Source organism: Martelella sp. UBA3392, assembly GCF_002358775.1.
In the GTDB taxonomy this organism is placed as follows: Bacteria; Pseudomonadota; Alphaproteobacteria; order Rhizobiales; family Rhizobiaceae; genus Martelella; species Martelella mediterranea.
The window spans coordinates 1-19,670 of the sequence record NZ_DEPM01000003.1; the positions used below are offsets into that span (position 1 = coordinate 1).

A 19,670-nucleotide genomic window follows, 5' to 3' on the forward strand; every position below is an offset into this window, starting at 1 on the left:
GCGCCGGGGCCTTTGCGGTGACCGTCGGCTCCGCCATCACCCGTACGGAGCACACCACGGCCTGGTTCCGCGACGCGCTCGCCGACGCCTACGGCACTGCCGACGACCGGCCGGTTCTGGCCATCGATATCGGCGGCACAAAGTCGATGGCGGCGCTGATCTCCGGTCGCAAAGTGCTTGAACGGACCAGGGTGCCCACGGCGGCCGGCGGCACGCCCGACGGCTGGCTTTCAGCCATCCACGCTGCCACCTGCGGCTGGCATGGCCGCTATGGCGCGGTCGGCATTGCGGCCACCGGGCTCGTGGAGGATGGCGTTTGGCAAGCGCTGAACCGGGCCACGCTCAACATTCCGGACCGCTACCCCCTGAAGGATAAGGCCGAAGCCCTGTTCGGGGCGCCCGTCTTCGCGCTCAACGATGCCCAGGCGGCGGCCTGGGGCGAATATCTGGCGACCGGCAAGACGATGGGCTCCATCGTGTTTCTGACGATCTCGACGGGGATCGGCGGCGGCGTTGTCAGCAAGGGCACTCTGATGACCGGACTTGCCGGGCATTTCGGGCTGACCCGCAGTGCTTCCGGCGGCACAGCACCGCTTGAGGACCGGGTCTCCGGCAAGTTCGTCGCTGCCGAAACTGCCCGGTTGGGCCACGAAGAAGACACGCCGGCGGTGTTCAAGGCCGCCGCCAATGGCGAGGCCTGGGCCGCCGATATCGTCGACGGCTCGGCCGCCAAGGTCGCCACGCTCTGCGCCGATATCAAGCTGATGTTCGATCCCGACGCCATCGTCATCGGCGGCGGCATCGGGCTCGCCGATGGCTTTCTCACCCGTGTTTCGCAGCATCTTGCAGCATTGCCGCCCCGGTTGAGGCCGGAACTTGTTGCGGCGCGCTGCGGGGCCGAGGCCGGGCTGATCGGCGTCGCCGATCTCGCGCGCGGCAACAATCAAGACAAGTGCATCATCTGAAGACTGAAGAAACCCAATAAGAGAAGGGAACTCGACATGATGAAGAAAACCACACTGGCGGCGATCGCCGCGCTTCTGGCCGGCACCGCCCTGCCCAATATCGCCAATGCCACGGTCACCGTGCTCGGCTGGCCGGGCGGCTCGGAAGAGGCTGCCCTGCGCGCCGCGACCGAGGTCTACAACGAAACCGCCTCAGACGAGGACAAGGTCGAGCTGATCTTCTTCAGCCGCGACGGCTTTTACGACAAGCTTCAGGCCGATCTCGCCGCCGGCTCCGATGCTTTTGACATCAACCTGATCGCCACCTATTCGATCGGCCGCTACGCCCCCTATATGGAGCCGATCGACCTTGGCGATGCGGCGGAAAGCGTATTCGGCAAGGCGGTTCTGGAAACCATGCAGTATGAGGGCAAGCAGTACGGCGTGCCGACCGACCTTTCGCTGCACTTCATGTATTACCGCACCGACCTGATGGACGAGTTGCTGGGCGATGACGACGCCAAGGCCGAATATTCGAAGATCGCCGAGGAATATCTCGGCAAGGCGATGGAACCGAAGCCCGCCGACGAATGGACCTGGGATGACTGGGCGGCAACGTCGCTCTACTTCACCAAGTCCATCAACCGGGCAAGCCCGGTGCGCTACGGCACCGTTCTGCAGATGAAGAACCTCCTGTTCAACATGATGGTGTTCCAGTCGCTGCCGCGTTCCTATGGCGCCGACTGGCGCGATGGCGACGGCAACATCACCATCGATTCCGAGGGCTACCGCAAGGGTCTCGAACTCTACAAGACGCTCTATGATGCCGGCGCCACGCCGAAGGATTCTCTGTCCTACGAATATGCCGAAACCAATGCCGCGTTTGCCGCCGGCCAGGTGGCAACCGCGCTGCAGTGGAATGCGGCGGCAGCCGAACTGACCGATCCCGAAAAGACCCCGGCCGTCGCCGATGTCACCGGCGTGGTCGCCCCGCCGGCGGGCCCGGAAGGTCGCGCCGACCATATTCACGGTCTCGGCCTCGGTCTCAACAAGAACGCGGCGAACAAGGAAGGCGCGCTGAAGTTCCTGCAATGGCTTGCCACGGAAGACGCCGCCCTGCTCTACGCCGAAAACGGCGGCTCGCCGGCGCTGATGCCCGATGTGGTCGCCAAAATCGCCGAAGAACGGCCGGATCTGGTGGACCTCGGCAATTTCGCCAGCCAGTATGGCTATGTGATGGATGGCGGCACATCGGCCAACGCGCTGTCGATCTACGAAGTGCAGGCGCGCGAATTCACCGGTTACTGGTCCGGCCAGCAGAGCCTCGACGAGGCGCTCGCCAACACCAAGGCGGAAATGGAAAAGCTGCTGAACCAGTAACAGGAAACCCCATGGCGGCGGCGATCACCGCCGCCATGACGGCTCCCGGATAAACGATGAAGATCGGCGGTTAACCTCATGCAACTTGTGAAACCGGGCGAAGGACGGCTGTTTCTGTCCCCGCTCGTCATATTCCTGCTGCTGTTTCTGGGCTTTCCGGCGATCGTCAACCTGGTCTACTCCATCTCGTCGGTCTCCTTCGAGAATCTCCGCGCCCCGGAACTCAGCGGGCTAGGAAACTATCTGGAGGTGCTGAACGACCGCTATTTCTGGCAGGCCTCGTGGTTCTCGCTGCGCTTCGGCATCATCACGGCGCTGGCGGAATGCCTGATCGGCCTGTTCTTGGCGATCTTCCTCAATCCGCTTCTGGGCAAGCGGCCCTATCTGATGGCGCCGCTAATGCTGCCGCTGATGGTCGCGCCCGCCATGGTCGGCCTGATGTACCGGCTGGTTCTGCATGAGTTTGCCGGTCCCGTTCCCTATTATCTGTGGATGTGGTTCGGCAACAGTCCGGCCTTTCTGGATGCCGACAACGCCTTCAAGACGCTTGTCGTCATTGAAACGCTGCAATGGACGCCATTCGCGTTTCTGCTGTTCCACACCGCCTATTCCGCGATACCGACAGACGTGCGGGAAGCCGCCTCGCTCGACGGCGCGCGCGGATGGATGATGCTGACCAGGATCGAGCTTCCGCTGATCATGCCGACGCTGGCGATCGCCTTCTTCATCCGCTTCATCGACGGGTTCCGGGTGTTCGACAACATCTATGCGCTCACCGGCGCTGGTGCCGGCGGTTCCACGACATCGCTGTCGATCTACATCTATCAGGCCTTCTTCAAGCAGGGCGCGATCGGCAAGGCCGTCGCCGCCTCCGTTATCCTGTTCATCGCCTCGCTTGTCGTGCTCTATGCCCTGACGGCGCTTGGCGGACGCAGAAAGGGCCGGGCATGATGAAAACGCTGCGCTGGATCGTATTCGCCATTGCCGCGATCGCCATGAACTTCCCGGTGATCGTGACGCTGATCACCTCGTTCAAGAGCGCGCGCGAAATCAGTTCCAATGCCGGGCTCTGGATCAACAGCCCGACGCTTTCCAACTATATCTCGGTGCTGACCGACACGACCCGGTTCAACATCTGGCTTTACCTGTTCAACAGCACCGTGGCGGCGCTGATCGGCACGGTGCTGGCGATGATCCTGACCTTCCCCGCAGCCTATGCCATTGCCCGGTCGGAGGTCGGCCGAAAGGTCCTGTTTCCCGTCGTCGTCAATCTGCGCGCCGTGCCGCTGATCATCTTCGCGATCCCGCTCTACATGATGTATCAGTGGCTCGGCCTGCTCGACACCCGGATCGGCCTCGGGCTTATCCTCACGATCGTCAACATACCGCTGGCTCTCGTCATCCTCGTCAACGCCATTTCCGAAGTGCCGATCGAACTCGACGAGGCCGCCAAGGTCGACGGCGCGTCGACGCCGCAGATCCTTCGAAAGGTCATATGGCCGGTGGTCCGCCCCGCGCTGCTGACGACCTTCATCTTCGGCTTCATCACCGCCTGGAACGAGTTCCTGTTCGGCCTGATGCTGACCACCAGCAAGGCCGTGCCGATGACCGTCGGCGCCTCGTTCTTCTTCGCCGCCAGCGGCGGCGGAGTCAACTGGGGCACCGCCTCCGCCGTCATGGTCATCGGCGCGCTGCCGCCCGCCGTGATCGGGCTTTTGATGTACAAGCAGATCTTCGGCTCGATGACTACCGGTGCGGTAAAAGGTTAGGCCTTGGCCGCGCAAGCCGGTTTTGTTCGGCCGCGCGGCGACAACAGATTGGGGCCTTTCCACAAGGCCAGCACCGAAACGCTCAGGAAAGGGTTGCGCTTCATCCACGTTTCGGTAAAAATTTACTAGACCTGCCAGACCATTGTGGTCCCGGCTGCTTCGGGGGAGATGATGGTCACAATCCGTGAAATTGCGAAGGCGGTCGGCGTTTCGGCAGGCACTGTTTCCCGTGTGCTGAACTATGACCCCACCCTTTCGGTGAGCGAGGCCAAGCGCAAGGCGATCATCGAGACCGCCGAGGCGCTGGATTACGCAACGCCGCGCAACCGCAATCGCCGCAAGCCCGCGCCGTTCCGCCAGCCGCAACCGACCGCCGCCATGCCCCGCATCGCCACGGTTCACTTCCTAGAGCGCGACGAGGAACTGATCGACCCCTATTATATCGGGGTGAGGCTGGGCATAGAACGGCGGTCGCAGCATTACCAGAGCGAGATCGTGAAGGTGTTTCACGCTGACCTTTTCAACGAGGGCAGCCTGCTGCAGGGGGTTGCCGGAATCATCGCCATCGGCAAGCACAGACCGGCGGAGATCGCCTTTCTCGAAGAGTGTTGCGACCATCTGGTGTTCGCCGATTTCCAACCTTCGGACGAGCACTATGACTGTGTTTACAGCGACCTCGCGCTGGCGACCACGAAAATTCTCGACGGCCTCGCCGCTGCCGGCTATCGGCGCATCGCCTTTATCGGCGCGGAGGACAGGATCAGCTTTGGCGATGTGCCCTACAGCGAGGCGCGCTGCCGGGCCTATGTGGACTGGCAGAAGGCGCGCGGCACCTTCGACCCCACCCTGATCGCCCTCAACAATGACTGCAATGACGGGCAGAATCTGCGGCTCGAGGTCGGTTACGAGCATGCCCGCGAACTGCTCGATCGCGCCGAACGCCCGGATGTGATCCTCACCGCGAATGACAATATCGCGATTGGAACCGGGCGGGCACTGGCCGAAGCAGGGCTTTCGGTGCCGGACGACATCGCCATCGCCTCCTTCAACGACATACCGGTCGCCCAGTTTCTCAACCCCGCGCTTTCCACCATGAAGATACCGGGCGAGGCCATCGGCGAATGCACGGTCGACCTGCTGGTCGAGCGCATCAACGGTCGGGAATACACCAAGCGCGTTACCATCCCCGGCGAGATGATCTGGCGCGACAGCTGTCGTCATCCGCCGGTCGGGTAAATTTATTTACTGATTTTTACTAAAAATTTTATTGTCAAGTTTTCCGAATTGTAGTTAGCTTCCTTTGGGGCGGCAGGGAGAGCCGCCGGGCAATTGTCCAAACGGGAGGAAACCAATGGATAAGCAGAAAGTGCTGAGCCGCATCACGGGTGTGGCGCTGTCGGGAGCATGTGTCTTCGGTGCGACCGCCGCCTTCGCGGGTGAGATCACCATCTGGTGCTGGGACCCCAATTTCAATGTCGCGATCATGAAGGAAGCGGGCGAGATCTACACCAAGTCTCACCCTGACACGACCTTCAATGTCGTCGACTTCGCCAAGACCGATGTCGAGCAGAAGCTGCAGACGGCGCTGGCCTCTGGCGCGACCAATGCGCTGCCGGATATCGTGCTGATCGAGGATTACGGCGCGCAGAAATATCTCCAGTCCTTCCCGGGTGCCTTTGCGGCCATGGATGGCGTTGTCGATTACTCCGCCTTCGCGCCCTACAAGGTGCAGCTCATGACGGTGGACGGCAAGGTCTACGGCATGCCCTTCGACACCGGCGTCACCGGCATGTATTATCGCCGCGACTATCTGGACGAAGCCGGCTTCAAGCCGGAGGACATGAACAACATCACCTGGGACCGGTTCATCGAGATCGGCAGGCAAGTCGAGGCCAAGACCGGCCACAAGATGACCACGCTCGACCTCAATGACGGCGGCATGACCCGGATCATGATGCAGTCGGCCGGAAGCTGGTATTTCGACGAAAACGGCGATCTCAATGTCCTCGACAACGCCGCGCTGAAGGCAGCGCTCGAAACCCAGGCGAAGATCGCAGAGGAAGGCCTGATCTATCCGGCGACCGGCTGGTCGGACTATGTCAACGCCTTTACCTCCGGCAATGTCGCCTCGGTCATCACCGGCGTATGGATCACCGGCACCATCAAGGCGCAGGAAGACCAGTCCGGCAAATGGGGCGTCGCACCGATTCCGAAGCTGGACGGCGTCGAAGGCGCGGGCAACGCCTCCAACCTCGGCGGCTCGAGCTGGTACGTGCTCGACAGTTCCGACGTGAAGGACGAGGCGATCGATTTCCTCAACGAAATCTACGCCAAGGACACCGAATTCTACCAGAAAATCCTGGTCGAGCGCGGCGCGGTCGGCTCGCTTCTGGCCGCGCGCGAGGGCGAAGCCTACCAGGAGGCCGATCCGTTCTTCGGCGGCGAGAAGGTCTGGCAGAAGTTCTCCGACTGGCTGAACCAGATTCCGGCGGTCGACTACGGCATCTTCACCAACGAACTCGATGTCGCGGTCACCTCCAACCTGCAATCGCTGATCGACGGCAAGCCGGTCGACGAGGTGCTGAAGGCGATCAACGATCAGGCCAAGTTCCAGATCCAGTAAAGGCGCTTTGCCGGGGCGGCCCCGCCTGCCCCGGCTTTCGCCATCACGATTGTTGGAAAGCCGGCCCGCCGGCAACTGGGACCGACCATGGCTAATGCAAGACCCGGCAATCTGAAGCGGTTTTACGACGTCAACGGCTGGCTGTTCGTGGCGCCGGCCCTCATTCTCGTCGCCGCCTTCATGTTCTATCCGATCATCCGCTCGCTGGTGCTGTCGTTCTATTCCGGCCGCGGCATGATGATGAATTTCGTCGGTTTCGGGAATATCGAGCGTCTCTGGTATGACGCCATCTTCTGGCAGGCGCTGACCAACACGCTGACCTTCCTGATCATTCAGGTGCCGATCATGATCGTGCTGGCGCTGATCCTGGCCAATGCGCTCAACAATCCGCGGCTCAGATTCTCCGGCCTGTTCCGCACGGCGATCTTCCTGCCCTGCGTATCATCGCTGGTCGCCTATTCGATCCTGTTCAAGAGCATGTTCGCCACCGACGGCATCATCAACAGCACGCTGATGGCGGTGGGGCTCGCCGACAGTCCGATCGAATGGTTCACCGACCCGTTCTGGGCCAAGGTGTTGGTCATTCTCGCTATCACCTGGCGCTGGACCGGCTACAACATGATCTTCTATCTGGCAGCGCTCCAGAATATCGACAGATCGATCTACGAGGCCGCCCGCATCGACGGCGTGCCTTCATGGCGGCGCTTCCTGCACATCACCATTCCGATGCTGAAGCCGGTGATCCTGTTCACCACGATCACCTCCACCATCGGCACGCTGCAGCTTTTCGACGAGGTCTACAACCTGACCGAGGGCAAGGGCGGGCCGGCGAACGCGACGCTGACGCTGTCGCTCTACATCTATAACCTGACCTTCCGCTTCATGCCCAATTTCGGTTACGCGGCCACGGTCTCCTACGTCATCGTGCTGATCGTCGCGGTGCTTTCCTTCCTGCAGTTCTACGCCGCGAGGGAACGCACATGACGAGCCGCCGTCTCATCCGCCTCGCCGCCGGTTCACTGACCTATATCCTGCTCGGGCTCGCCGCCTTCATCTCGGTGTTCCCCTTCATCTGGATGGTGATCGGCGCGACCAACACCACCGCCGATATCGTTGTCGGCAAGGTCACCTTCGGCAACGCGCTGATGACCAATATCAATGCCTTCGTCACGCAGGTCGACGTGCCGTTAATCATGTGGAACTCGATCAAGATCGCCGGTCTCGGCACCTTCCTCACGCTCACGGTGACCTCGTTGGCCGGTTACGGCTTCGAGATATTCCGCTCGAAGCTGCGCGACCGGGTCTATGCCATCGTGCTTTTAACGCTGATGGTGCCGTTCGCGGCGATCATGATCCCGCTGTTCATGATGACGGCCAAGGCCGGGCTGATCGACACCCATATCGCCATCATCCTGCCCTTCATCGCCTGGGCCTTCGTGATCTTCTATTTCCGCCAGGCCACCAAGGCCTTCCCCTCCGAACTGCGTGATGCCGCCAAGGTCGACGGGCTGAAGGAGTGGCAGATCTTCCTGCACATCTATTTCCCGGTGATGCGCTCCACCTATGCGGCGGCCTTCGTCATCGTGTTCATGCTCTACTGGAACAACTATCTGTGGCCGCTGATCGTGCTGCAATCCAACGAGACCAAGACGATCACGCTGGTCGTCTCCTCGCTCGCCTCCGCCTATTATCCCGATTACGGCACGGTGATGATCGGCACGATCCTCGCGACCCTTCCCACGCTTCTCATCTTCTTCGCCATGCAGCGCCAGTTCGTCCAGGGCATGCTCGGTTCCGTCAAATAGGTCATACACATGCGTAAAGTTCAGAATTTCAATGCCGGCTGGGTGTTCTCCGAAGGGTTCGACAATGCGGCGATCAATACCCTGCGCGATGGCGAAAGCGTGCGCCTGCCGCATACCGCCGTCGAACTGCCCTTCAACTATCTCAACGAGAAGCTCTATCAGCGCGCCTTCACCTACCAGAAGGTTTTCGCCAGCGAGCCCGGTTTCGCCGGCAAGCGGGTCTCGCTGGTCTTCGACGCGGCGATGGCCGACAGCGTCGTTTTCCTCAACGGCAAGGAAATCGCCGCCCACAAGGATGGCTATACCCCCTTCGAGGTCGAGATCGGCCCGCATCTGAAGGACGGCGACAATCTGCTGACGGTGAAGATCGACGGTTCGGAAAACCCGGACATCCCGCCTTTCGGCAATGTCATCGACTATCTGACCTTTGCCGGCATCTATCGCGATGTCTGGCTGAAGATCACGACCTCGGTCGCGATCGACAACGTCAAGATCGAAACGCCCGACGCGCTCGCCGACGCCAAGACCGTGACCGCCGACGTGTTCCTGACCGACGAGACCACCGGCAGGCTCAGCGCGACGCTGAGCGACGCCGAGGGCAAAACGATCGCCGCCACCGAAGCTTCCGTTTCGGGCCGGCAGACGCGGCTTGCGCTTTCCGATCTGAAAGGCCTCCGGCTTTGGGATATCGATGACCCGGCGCTCTATACTCTCACCGTGACGCTCGAAACCGAGGCCGGCACGGACGATTTTTCCAACCGTTTCGGCTTCCGCACCGCCTCCTTCGCCAGCGATGGCTTCCGCCTCAATGGCCGGCTTTTGAAACTGCGTGGCCTCAACCGCCACCAGAGCTGGCCGCATCTCGGCTATGCCATGGGCAGGCGCGGGCAGGAAAAGGATGCCGACATCCTTAAATTCGAACTCGCCTGCAATATCGCCCGGACCTCGCATTATCCGCAGTCGAAATATTTCCTCGACCGTTGCGACGAGATCGGCCTGCTGGTTTTCGAGGAAATCCCGGGCTGGCAGCATATCGGCGGCGAAGCGTGGAAACGGGAATCGGTCGAGAATGTGCGCCGGATGATCACCCGCGACTGGAACCATCCGTCGATCATCATCTGGGGCGTGCGCATCAACGAATCCGCCGACGACCACGATTTCTACGCCGAGACCAACCGGGTCGCCCGCGCACTCGACGCCACCCGCCAGACCGGCGGCGTGCGCTGCATCGAAAACAGCGAGATGCTGGAAGACGTCTATACGATGAACGACTTCGTCCTCGGCGACGAGGAGCAGCCGGGCCGCAACCACGCGCGGATCTGCACCCGCGACCAGAGGCAGGTGACCGGGCTTTCGAAGACGGTGCCCTACATGATCACCGAGTATAACGGCCACATGTATCCCACCAAGCGCTTCGATCAGGAGAGCCGCCAGGCCGAGCACGTCACCCGCCACCTGCAAATGCTGAATGCGGTTGCCGGCGACCCGACGATCGCGGGCAGCACGGGATGGTGCATGTTCGACTACAACACCCACAGCGATTTCGGCTCCGGCGACCGGATCTGCTATCACGGCGTGATGGACATGTATCGCGAGCCGAAATTCGCGGCCTATGCCTATGCCTCGCAGGGCGAACCCGAGAACGGGGTGGTGCTTCAGCCCGTCACCTTCTGGGCGCGCGGCGAGCGCAATATCGGCGGCGTGCTGCCACTGATCATCCTGACCAATTGCGACTATATCGAACTCACCGTCGGCGACAGCGCGCCCAAGCGGGTGGAACCTGCACGTTCGACATACCCGCACCTCCCTCATCCGCCGGTCATTCTCGACAGCCACAATGTCTCCGCCGAAGAATTCGGGGACTGGGGCCGCCAATGGTTCGACGGCACGCTGACGGGCTATATCGACGGAAAGCCCGTCAGGACCATGAAGCTTGCCGGCAACCCCGTGCCGACGACGCTCGAGATCGCACCGGACGCGACCGAATTGAGGGCTGCGGACAAGGACTGCGTGCGCGTCATCCTGCGCGCGCTCGACCAGTGCGGCAACATCATGCCGTTCTTCGATGAGCCGGTCGCGCTTTCGCTCGATGGGCCCGGCCGAATCGTCGGGCCACAGGTCACGAGCTTCCGGGGCGGCACGGCGGGGCTTTACATCGAGGCGGGGGATGAGACCGGGACGCTGACGCTTTCGGTCCGCTGCGCCGCCTTTGCCGATGACACCATCGCCTTCACGATCAGCTGAGGTTTGCCATGGCAGATGTTTCCCTCAACCAAATCCGCAAGTCCTTCGGCGCGATCGAGGTCATCAAGGGCGTCGATCTCGACATAAGGTCCGGCGAGTTCGTCGTCTTCGTCGGTCCCTCCGGCTGCGGCAAGTCGACCCTCTTACGGATGATCGCGGGGCTTGAGGACATCACATCCGGCTCGCTGTCGATCGGCGGAACGGACATGACCGACGAGGACCCGGCAAAGCGCGGCATCGCCATGGTGTTCCAGACCTATGCGCTCTACCCGCATATGACGGTGCGCGAGAATATGGGCTTCGCACTGCGTTTCGCCGGCATGAAGAAACAGGAGATCGAGACCCGGGTAATGGATGCGGCAAAGATGCTGGAGCTGGAATCCTATCTCGACCGCAAGCCGAAGGCACTTTCGGGCGGCCAGCGACAGCGCGTCGCGATCGGCCGCGCCATCGTGCGCCACCCGGACGTGTTCCTGTTCGACGAGCCGCTCTCCAATCTCGACGCTGAGTTGCGCGTCCACATGCGCGCCGAACTCTCCGCCCTTCACGACCGGCTGAAGACCACCATGGTCTATGTGACCCATGATCAGGTGGAGGCGATGACGCTTGCGGACCGGATCGTGGTGCTGCGCGCCGGCAAGGTCGAGCAGATCGGAACGCCGCTGGAGCTGTTCAACACCCCGGCCAACCTGTTCGTCGCCGGCTTCATCGGTTCGCCGGCGATGAATTTCCTGCCGGCAAGCGTTGTCGATGCCGATGAAGCCGGACTGAAGATCAGCCTCCTCGACCAGGAGACCCTGGATATCGCGATCACCGGCGCAAGACCTGCCTCCGGCGGCAGGGTAACGCTCGGCGTGCGCCCGCAGCACATCAGGCTGGCGGCGGAGGACCAAACGGGAATCGAAATCGCCATCACCCTGGTCGAGGCATTGGGAACAGAAACCGTGATCTACGGAGAGGCCGGCAACGGCGAGCGTGTCATGGCCGTGCTCGCCGGTCAGCACGCGCTTAAAACCGGCACGACCATCCGCGTCACCTTCGATGTCGCGGATGTTCATCTCTTCGATGAAGCCGGTCAGCGCATGGCGCGTTGATGCCATCGGGAGCACTCGATAGATGAGCGTTCCTCACGCACTCATAACAGATACTCATTCGACTCAGCAGCCGCACCATATAAAATCCGGCATGCAGGGATGCTGACCGGGGCGGAGGCATGGACGAACAAGCCGATATCCAAACGACGGAGCGTCATGCCGGAGAGGCGCGATCGGGCGCGCCGCTGCGTCTTCAGGCGCCCGACGGCATGTGGCTCGGCGGCTTCATATGGAGCCATGGCGTGGCCGAAAGACCCGTGGTGGTGATATCGGCAGCGACATCGGTTCGCTGCCGATATTACGCGCGATTTGCCGATTACCTTTATGGTCACGGTTTCAACGTCATCACCTATGATTATCGCGGCATCGGCGAATCCCGCCCGAAATCGTTGCGCGGCTTCGACGCCGACTGGGTAGACTGGGGCGAACTCGATCTCGAAGGCGCGCTCTGCCATGCCCGGGCGGAATTTCCCGGCCAGCCGATCCAGGTTGTCGCCCACTCGATCGGCGGATTTGCGATCGGCCTTGCGCCATCGAACCACCGGATCGGACGCATCCTCACCGTCGGGTCGCAATTCGCCCACTGGCGCGATTATGCGGCCGGTCACCGCCTGCGGATGTATGCGAAATGGCATATCGTCATGCCGATGCTGACGGGGCTCTTTGGCTATTTCCCCGCCAAGCGTCTTGGCTGGATGGAAGACACGCCCGCCGGCGTGGTGCGCGACTGGAGCCGGATGAGAGCCCGTTTCGAGCAGACCGTGCGGCAGGATCGCATCATCGACGACCAGCGCCAGGCCGAGAAACTGCGCCAGCGCTTCGCAGGCGTGACAGCGCCGATCCTGGCGATCGGCCTCGACGACGATCCCCACGGAACACCCGCAGCGATCGACCGGCTTCTGGCCTATTTCACCGCCAGTCACCGCCGGCACTGGCGTCTCCATCCCGACGACATCGGCGTCGAGACAATCGGCCATTTCGCCTTCTTCCACGACCGCTTCAAGGGCAGTCTGTGGCCGATCGCGCTTTCATGGCTGCAAACCGGCGAGATCCCCGCCGGCGTGCCGGGCCGGCTGCTGGCCGAGACGAGGCCCTCGGAGAAAGACGCTTCCGACCGTACGGATCGTTGATCCCGATGAAGGGCCGAAGAGCGGCGAAATATAAAATATGAGTAATTCTGTCTTGATTTGGTGATGTGGCACTTCTAAAGAGCGGTCCGACGACACAGGCGAACGGGACCCGATATGGATATGCAGAAGACACTGGGCATCATTGGCAGCATGATCATTGGACTGACGGCTGCGCCGACGCTGGCCGCTTCCACCTCCTACCCGCTCACGATCGAAAACTGTGGTGCAACCGTGGTCTTCGAAAAAGCGCCGGAACATGCCGTTGCGCTTGGTCAGAACAGCGCCGAAATCATGCTGTTGCTGGGCCTGGAAGACAGAATGGCGGCCACCGCCTTCTGGCCCAATGAGGTTCTGCCCGAACTGGCGGAGGCCAACGCAAAGGTCAAGCTGTTGAGCGTCGAATTCCCCACGCTGGAGTCCGTCCTGGCAGAGCAGCCCGATTTCGTCGCGGCGATGCTCCCGATCCTGATGGGACCGGACAGCAAACTGGCCAAGCGCGATGACTTCGAAAGCCTGGGCATTCCCGCCTATCTCTCTCCGAGCGCCTGCTCGACCACGCTGGATACGGGCGACGCCTATGGAAGCCGCGACCAGCTCTGGAACATGGATCTCCTCTACAAGGAGATCGACGATCTTGCCCGCATCTTCGATGTCGAGGACCGCGGTCAGGCCCTCATCGCCGACTTCAAGGCGCGCGAACAGGCGCTGCGCGATCGATTTTCCAAAAACGAGGACCTGACATTTCTGTTCTGGTTCTCGAGCCCGTCGCCCGCCGACGACGCCTATCTGGGCGGCGGCAACGGCCCTTCCGGCTTCATCGCCGACCTCCTGGGCGGTCGCAACGCGCTCGACACCAAGGCGGAGTGGCCGACTTCCAGCTGGGAAGGCATCATGGCGGCCGACCCCACCGTCATCGTCGCCGCGCAGGTTGACCGCAACCGGTGGGACCTCGACACCGCCGAACACAAGATCGAATTTCTGCAAACCGATCCGACCGTGAGCCAGATGGACGCCGTCAGCAAGGGGCGCATCGTGGTCATGAGCGGGGCGGCCATGAACCCCAGCATCCGCACGCTCTACGGCGCCGAGGAAATCGCCGGACAGCTCGAGGCGATCGACCTTTCGAAATGAACACCGCGGATGACACGCGGGCCGGCCTCAGGCTGGCCCTGCTGCTGGCCGGCTCGGCCATTGTCCTGATCGGCGTGATCGCCCTGGCGACCGCGATCGGCGACTACAACATACCTGTGAGATCGGTCTTTCTGGCGGTCACCAATCATTTCGGCCTGACGACCGCCGATATTCCCAGGATCGAACAGAGCGTGGTCTGGAACCTCCGGCTGAGCCGGAGCCTCGTTGCAGCGCTCTGCGGCGCGGGTCTGGCGATCTGCGGGGCCATCCTGCAGGCGCTGTTGCGCAATGCGCTGGCGGAGCCGTTCGTGCTGGGCGTGTCGGCGGGAGCCTCGACCGGCGCCGTCTGCGTCATCGTGCTGGGCATCGGCGCGGGCGCCGTGTCGCTGTCGCTCGGCGCCTTCGCTGGCGCCTTTGCCGCCTTCGCGCTGGTGGCCCTGCTCTCGAATGGCGCGACCAGCGGCCCGAGCCATACGATCCTCGCCGGCGTCGCGGCCTCGCAGCTCTTCAATGCGCTCACCGCCTATATCGTCACCACCTCCGCCAATGCCCAGCAGGCGCGCAACGTGATGTTCTGGCTGCTCGGCAGTTTCGGCGGCGTTCGCTGGCCCGAATTTCAGTTGCTGGCCGTCGTGCTGTGCATCTGCCTCGCGATCTGCATCTGGATGGCCCGCACGCTCGACGCGTTCACCTTCGGTGACGAGGATGCCGCAGCCCTCGGCATTCCCGTGGCCCGCACGCGGCTGATCCTGTTTGGCGTCACGGCGCTGATGACGGCGACGATCGTCAGCCAGGTCGGCGCGATCGGCTTTGTCGGGCTCGTGGTGCCGCATGCCGCGCGTTATATCGTGGGGCCGGTGCATATGCGCCTCCTGCCCGCTTCGGCGATCCTCGGCGCCGTCTTCATGGTCATCGCCGACATCGCCTCCCGCGTGCTGGTGCCGCAGCAGACCATTCCGATCGGGGTTGTCACCGCGCTGGTCGGCGTACCGTTCTTCGCCATCATCCTCTATCGCGCGAGGCCCCGGACATGAGCGTCGTTGCAGACCAGTTAAGCTGGGGCGTCCGGCGAAAGGTCATCGTCAAGAATGTCAGCCTTGACGTGCGGGAGGGCGAAACCCTCGGACTGATCGGGCCGAACGGCTCGGGGAAGTCCTCGCTGCTGAGGCTCCTTGCCGGCCTGAAACGGCCGGATCGCGGCCATGTCGAGATCCATGGCCGCAACATAGCCCATGTGCCCCGACGCCTGCTGGCGCGAGAGGTGGCCTTCGTTCAGCAAAATGCGGCGACCGATACCAATGTCACGGTCCGCGACGTCGTCCGCCTGGGACGCACGCCCCATCGCTCGGCACTTTCCGGCTGGAGTTCGGCCGATCAGGAAGCAGTATCCGGTGCACTCCGTCGCGTCGGCATGGAGCCGCTTCAGAACCAGTCCTGGCAGACGCTTTCGGGCGGCGAGCGGCAACGCGTGCACATCGCCCGCGCGCTTGCCCAGAGCCCGCGGGTTCTGTTCCTCGACGAGCCGACCAACCATCTCGACATCCACCATCAGATCGAGATCCTGCACACCGTGCGGCAACTGGACCTGACGAGCATCGTTGCCCTGCACGATCTCCATCTCGCCGCGATGTTCTGTGACCGGATCATCGTGCTGAAGGATGGCGCCGTCGTCGCCTCGGGCGCGCCCGAAACCGTGTTGACCGAAGAGATGATCGGAAGCGTCTTTCGCGTTTCCGCCGCCGTCAGCGCCTCTCCCTATCACGGCCGGCCGCAGATTCACTTCCGTTCCTGCTGAGCGGCAGCGACCGGCTCCGTGCAGGCTCAGCACTCATGACGGGCGCGGAAGCGGGCGAGTTCGCGCTCGCTCGGCGTCCGGCCGGTATAGATCCTGACATATTCCGAGGCGCGGTTCACGCGCGTGGCGGTATCCTCGGCAACCTGCAGCGAGATATAGCCGATCTGCACCAGATAGACCGCGTGCGCCCGCACATCGGCCTCCTCCGGCGCGAAGCCGAAGCGGACGAACAGCGCCTTGATGGCCGCAATCCGCCTCTCGTCCGCGCTGGCGACGCGGGCCATGACATCGGCGGATTGCGCCGCCCAGCCGCGGACCGAAAAATCGAGACGCGGATCGAAATCCGTTTCCGCGATGAACACGCTGATCAGGTTGAGGATGGCCTCGCTCAGGGTTTCGGCATAGGCATCGCAGGCGTCGATCAGCGCGCCGGTATTGGTTTCTTCCCAATGCTCCAGAAGCGCGTTCAGCAGCGCCGCACGATCCTTGAAAAACCAGTAGAAGCTGGTGCGCGACAAAGAGAGACGTTCGGCTAGCGGCTGGATCTTGACCGCATCCACCCCTGTTTCGACAAAGACCTGCCGGGCCGCATCGAGCCACAATGCGCGCGAGCCGCGCCAGCCGGCAGTGTTTTCCGTTTCAGCATCCATGCGCCGCAGACTAGCCGCAAGGCAGACACGAAACAAGAAAATAGACGTGTACGTCGATTAACTTGACAGTAATGTACATTTATGGCGAACTTCCTCCAACCAGAGGAGACCGTCATGAACAATGATCCGCTGCTGCAGCCCTATCAGCTCAAGCACCTCACCCTGAAAAACCGCATCATGATCTCCTCGCACGAGCCGGCCTATCCTGAAGACGGCATGCCGAAGGGGCGGTATCGCGCCTATCACGTCGAGCGCGCCCGCGCCGGCGTGGCGCTGACCATGACCGCCGGTTCGGCATCGGTGGCGCGCGACAGCCCGCCGGTGTTCAACAATATCCTCGCCTGGAAGGATGAGGTGGTCGGCTGGATGCGGCAACTGACCGACGAGTGTCACGACCATGGCGCGGCCGTGATGATCCAGCTCACCCATCTCGGCCGCCGCACCCGCTGGGACAAGGCCGACTGGCTGCCGGTCGTCTCAGCCGGCCACGAGCGCGAGGCAGCCCACCGCGCCTTTCCGAAAAAGGCGGAAGACTGGGATATCGCCCGCCTGATCAGGGACTATGCCGATGCCGCCGAGCGCATGCAGGCAGCCGGGCTCGACGGTATCGAAATCCAGGCCTACGGCCACCTGATGGACCAGTTCTGGTCGCCGCTGACCAACGAGCTGGATGCGCCCTATGGCGGCTCGCTCGACAACCGGCTGCGGTTCACCTTCGAGGTGCTGAACGAAATACGCAGTCGCGTCGGCCCGGAATTCATCGTCGGCGTGCGCTATACCGGCGACGAGCAGCTTGAGGGCGGGTTCGACCGCGAAGACGGTCTCGAGATTTCGCGCCGGCTGAAGGAGAGCGGGCTGGTCGATTTCCTGAATGTCGTGCGCGGCCATATCGATACCGATGCCGGGCTGACAGACGTTATCCCCGTGCAGGGCATGGCCAGCGCCCCGCATCTCGATTTCGCCGGCGAAATCCGCGCGGCGACGGATTTCCCGACCTTCCATGCCGCCAAGATCCAGGATGTCGCGACCGCCCGCCACGCGATTGCCAGCGGCAAGCTCGACATGGTCGGCATGACCCGCGCGCATATGACCGACCCGCACATCGTAGCGAAGATCATCGCCGGCGAGGAAGAGCGCATCCGCCCTTGCGTAGGGGCAAACTACTGTCTCGACCGGATCTATCAGGGCGGGCTCGCCTTCTGTGTCCATAACGCCGCCACGGGCCGCGAGGAAACCATGCCGCACGCCATTGCGCCTGCGGAAAAGAAGCGGCGCGTGGTGATCGTCGGCGCCGGCCCCGCGGGCATGGAGGCCGCGCGCGTTGCCGCCGAGCGCGGACACGCGGTGACCGTGCACGAGGCCGCCAATGATCCCGGTGGTCAGGTCCGGCTCGCGGCGCAGAGCGAGCGGCGCCGCGAGATGATCTCGATCATCGACTGGCGGTTTGCCGAATGTCGGCGGCTCGGCGTCACCTTTCATTTCAACAGCTTCGTCGATGGCGAAGCGGTGCTTGCGGAAAAGCCGAATGTCGTCATCATCGCCACCGGCGGCCTGCCGCACACCGATGTGACGGGCGCGGGCGACGATCTCGTCGTTTCCGCCTGGGATATCCTGACCGGAGACGTCAAACCCGGCCAGAACGTGCTGATTTACGACGAGGCCGGCGACTATCCGGCCCTTCAGGCGGCTGAAAAAATCGCCGAAACCGGCGCGAAGGTTGAGATCATGACCCGCGACCGGGCCTTTGCCCCGGAGGTGATGGCGATGTCGCTGACGCCTTTCATGCGCGCCCTGCAAAAGCGCGACGTCACCTTCACCGTGACATGGAAACTGCAGCGTGTGACACGCGACGGCAACCGGCTTCTGGCGACGATCGACAGCGATTACGGCGGCGTGACCCGCACCCGTTCCGTCGATCAGGTGATCGTCAACCACGGCACCCGACCGCTCGACGATGTCTATTTCGAACTGAAGCCCGGATCGTCCAATCTCGGCGCGGTCGATTACGAGGCGCTGGTGGCGGGCGACCCGCAAGCGGTGCGCAGCAATCCCGAGGGTAACTATCAACTGTTCCGGATCGGAGACGCGGTTTCAGCCCGCAACATCCATGCCGCGATCTATGACGCCCTCAGGCTGGTTAAGGATATCTGAGACGCTCCGTTCGTGCTCAATAGCCGTAGTAAAGCGTCACCGTGTGCCGCGCTTCGGCGAAGAACAACCAGCGTTCGACCAGCATGCCGGCAAGTTGCAGGGGCACGGCGGTAAGGACGAGCACCAGCGCCAGCGGTCCGGGAAGCAGCAGAGACAGCACGAGACAGACAGCCGGCAGGACGAAGGCCAGCAGTTGCGCGATCAGGCGCAGCCTTGCGGCATGCTTGCGCGCGACGCGATAGCCCATTTCCTTCAGCAGGTAATTCTGCTCGCTGTGCGGGGACTGCACCTGGCGGATATCGCCCTCGCCCAGCCCGAGCGCCTCATTGGCGGTGGGCTGTCCCTTGCCGCTGTCGCGATAGGCCCAGTAACCGCGCTTGACCACCCATCCCGAGAGCGCAAGGACAGCCGCCAGCGCGGCGACCAACCGGCTGGCGGGGCCGAAAATGGCAAGCAGCGCGTTGAGCAGCGTCAGGCCGGTCATCGCGGCGAAGACCAGATAGGCGGGCAGCGTCCACGGGCCGTGCCATTCGGCGATCGGTTTGAGCGAGGCATAGATCATCGCCGTCATGATGACGGTCGCGACCGCGCCAATGGCGGCGAGCGCGCCGGCGAGCGCCATCCAGCCGCCGCTTTGCTGCAGGATCACCCAGCCGAAGGCGAGCGCGACAGCGGGGACATAGGTCGCGACGGAGGAAACGCCTTCGCGCGAGAGCCATGACGACCGCCACTGGCTGAAGGCGCGCCAGGCGCGCTCCGGACGGCCGAGATGGGCGGTCGAGGTCAATAGCCCGGCCGAGATCAGGCCGAGCGACAGGCCGAAGCCGACGAGACCGAACCACGGATCCGGCGGCAGCAGGCCGAAGGCGGCGGCAAGGCCTAGCAGGAACAGCAGGCCATAACCCGCGCCGGACGCGGTTGTGAAAAAGATGACGGAAAAGGCGGGATGCATCG

At 62.8% G+C, this 19,670-nt stretch carries 17 protein-coding genes; 15 read left to right on the forward strand and 2 right to left on the reverse strand.

The features are described from left to right. The 14 genes from B4E36_RS00240 to B4E36_RS00305 form a co-directional block, all read left to right on the forward strand. Positions 1-965 (forward strand): ROK family protein (locus B4E36_RS00240; protein WP_345899839.1); only part of this gene is annotated, 965 nt, incomplete at its 5' end. Between the two features lie 36 nt (positions 966-1,001). Then, positions 1,002-2,324: an extracellular solute-binding protein gene (locus tag B4E36_RS00245; RefSeq protein WP_292059516.1), complete on the forward strand. Its 1,323-nt coding sequence runs from the start codon at positions 1,002-1,004 to the stop codon at positions 2,322-2,324. A gap of 78 nt (positions 2,325-2,402) precedes the next feature. Continuing rightward, entirely contained in the window at positions 2,403-3,275 is an 873-nt protein-coding gene (locus B4E36_RS00250) for a carbohydrate ABC transporter permease (RefSeq protein WP_292059518.1), read from the forward strand. Beyond that, on the forward strand, positions 3,272-4,093 hold the full coding sequence (locus B4E36_RS00255; RefSeq protein ID WP_018062903.1) for a carbohydrate ABC transporter permease: 822 nt from the start codon (positions 3,272-3,274) through the stop codon (positions 4,091-4,093). Before B4E36_RS00250 ends, B4E36_RS00255 begins: the two co-directional genes overlap by 4 nt. A 171-nt stretch (positions 4,094-4,264) precedes the next feature. Then, entirely contained in the window at positions 4,265-5,329 is a 1,065-nt protein-coding gene (locus B4E36_RS00260) for a LacI family DNA-binding transcriptional regulator (protein WP_292059521.1), read from the forward strand. 115 nt (positions 5,330-5,444) lie between these two features. Then, complete coding sequence (locus B4E36_RS00265; protein ID WP_345899840.1) at positions 5,445-6,716, forward strand: sugar ABC transporter substrate-binding protein; 1,272 nt, start codon at positions 5,445-5,447, stop codon at positions 6,714-6,716. Between the two features lie 87 nt (positions 6,717-6,803). Then, positions 6,804-7,700, forward strand: coding sequence for a carbohydrate ABC transporter permease (locus tag B4E36_RS00270; protein ID WP_292059526.1), 897 nt, complete (start codon positions 6,804-6,806; stop codon positions 7,698-7,700). Beyond that, complete coding sequence (locus B4E36_RS00275) at positions 7,697-8,521, forward strand: carbohydrate ABC transporter permease (RefSeq protein ID WP_018062907.1); 825 nt, start codon at positions 7,697-7,699, stop codon at positions 8,519-8,521. The genes B4E36_RS00270 and B4E36_RS00275 overlap by 4 nt, the downstream gene beginning before the upstream one ends. A 9-nt stretch (positions 8,522-8,530) precedes the next feature. Then, positions 8,531-10,765, forward strand: coding sequence for a glycoside hydrolase family 2 protein (locus tag B4E36_RS00280; RefSeq protein ID WP_292059528.1), 2,235 nt, complete (start codon positions 8,531-8,533; stop codon positions 10,763-10,765). Between the two features lie 8 nt (positions 10,766-10,773). Further along, positions 10,774-11,859 (forward strand): ABC transporter ATP-binding protein, encoded by a 1,086-nt coding sequence (locus B4E36_RS00285; RefSeq protein ID WP_292059530.1) that lies wholly within the window; start codon positions 10,774-10,776, stop codon positions 11,857-11,859. A 119-nt stretch (positions 11,860-11,978) separates the two neighbouring features. After that, positions 11,979-12,989 carry an alpha/beta fold hydrolase gene (locus B4E36_RS00290; protein WP_292059532.1) on the forward strand — a complete coding sequence of 337 codons (1,011 nt, stop codon included), beginning with the start codon at positions 11,979-11,981 and terminating at the stop codon, positions 12,987-12,989. Between the two features lie 114 nt (positions 12,990-13,103). Beyond that, positions 13,104-14,120 (forward strand): ABC transporter substrate-binding protein, encoded by a 1,017-nt coding sequence (locus B4E36_RS00295; protein ID WP_345899841.1) that lies wholly within the window; start codon positions 13,104-13,106, stop codon positions 14,118-14,120. Further along, complete coding sequence (locus B4E36_RS00300; protein WP_292059535.1) at positions 14,117-15,154, forward strand: FecCD family ABC transporter permease; 1,038 nt, start codon at positions 14,117-14,119, stop codon at positions 15,152-15,154. Before B4E36_RS00295 ends, B4E36_RS00300 begins: the two co-directional genes overlap by 4 nt. Further along, positions 15,151-15,915, forward strand: a complete 765-nt coding sequence (locus B4E36_RS00305) for an ABC transporter ATP-binding protein (protein WP_292059537.1) — start codon at positions 15,151-15,153, stop codon at positions 15,913-15,915. The genes B4E36_RS00300 and B4E36_RS00305 overlap by 4 nt, the downstream gene beginning before the upstream one ends. 26 nt (positions 15,916-15,941) lie before the next feature. Here B4E36_RS00305 and B4E36_RS00310 read toward each other — a convergent pair whose 3' ends face one another. Continuing rightward, on the reverse strand, positions 15,942-16,565 hold the full coding sequence (locus B4E36_RS00310; RefSeq protein WP_292059539.1) for a TetR/AcrR family transcriptional regulator: 624 nt from the start codon (positions 16,563-16,565) through the stop codon (positions 15,942-15,944). A gap of 114 nt (positions 16,566-16,679) precedes the next feature. On the opposite strand from B4E36_RS00310, the gene B4E36_RS00315 reads away from it, so the two are divergent. After that, positions 16,680-18,716, forward strand: a complete 2,037-nt coding sequence (locus B4E36_RS00315) for an NADH:flavin oxidoreductase (RefSeq protein WP_292059541.1) — start codon at positions 16,680-16,682, stop codon at positions 18,714-18,716. Between the two features lie 16 nt (positions 18,717-18,732). Here B4E36_RS00315 and B4E36_RS00320 read toward each other — a convergent pair whose 3' ends face one another. Then, a complete protein-coding gene (locus tag B4E36_RS00320; protein ID WP_292059543.1) occupies positions 18,733-19,668 on the reverse strand; it encodes a dimethyl sulfoxide reductase anchor subunit family protein in 936 nt (311 codons plus the stop codon). Between the last annotated feature and the right edge of the window lie 2 nt (positions 19,669-19,670).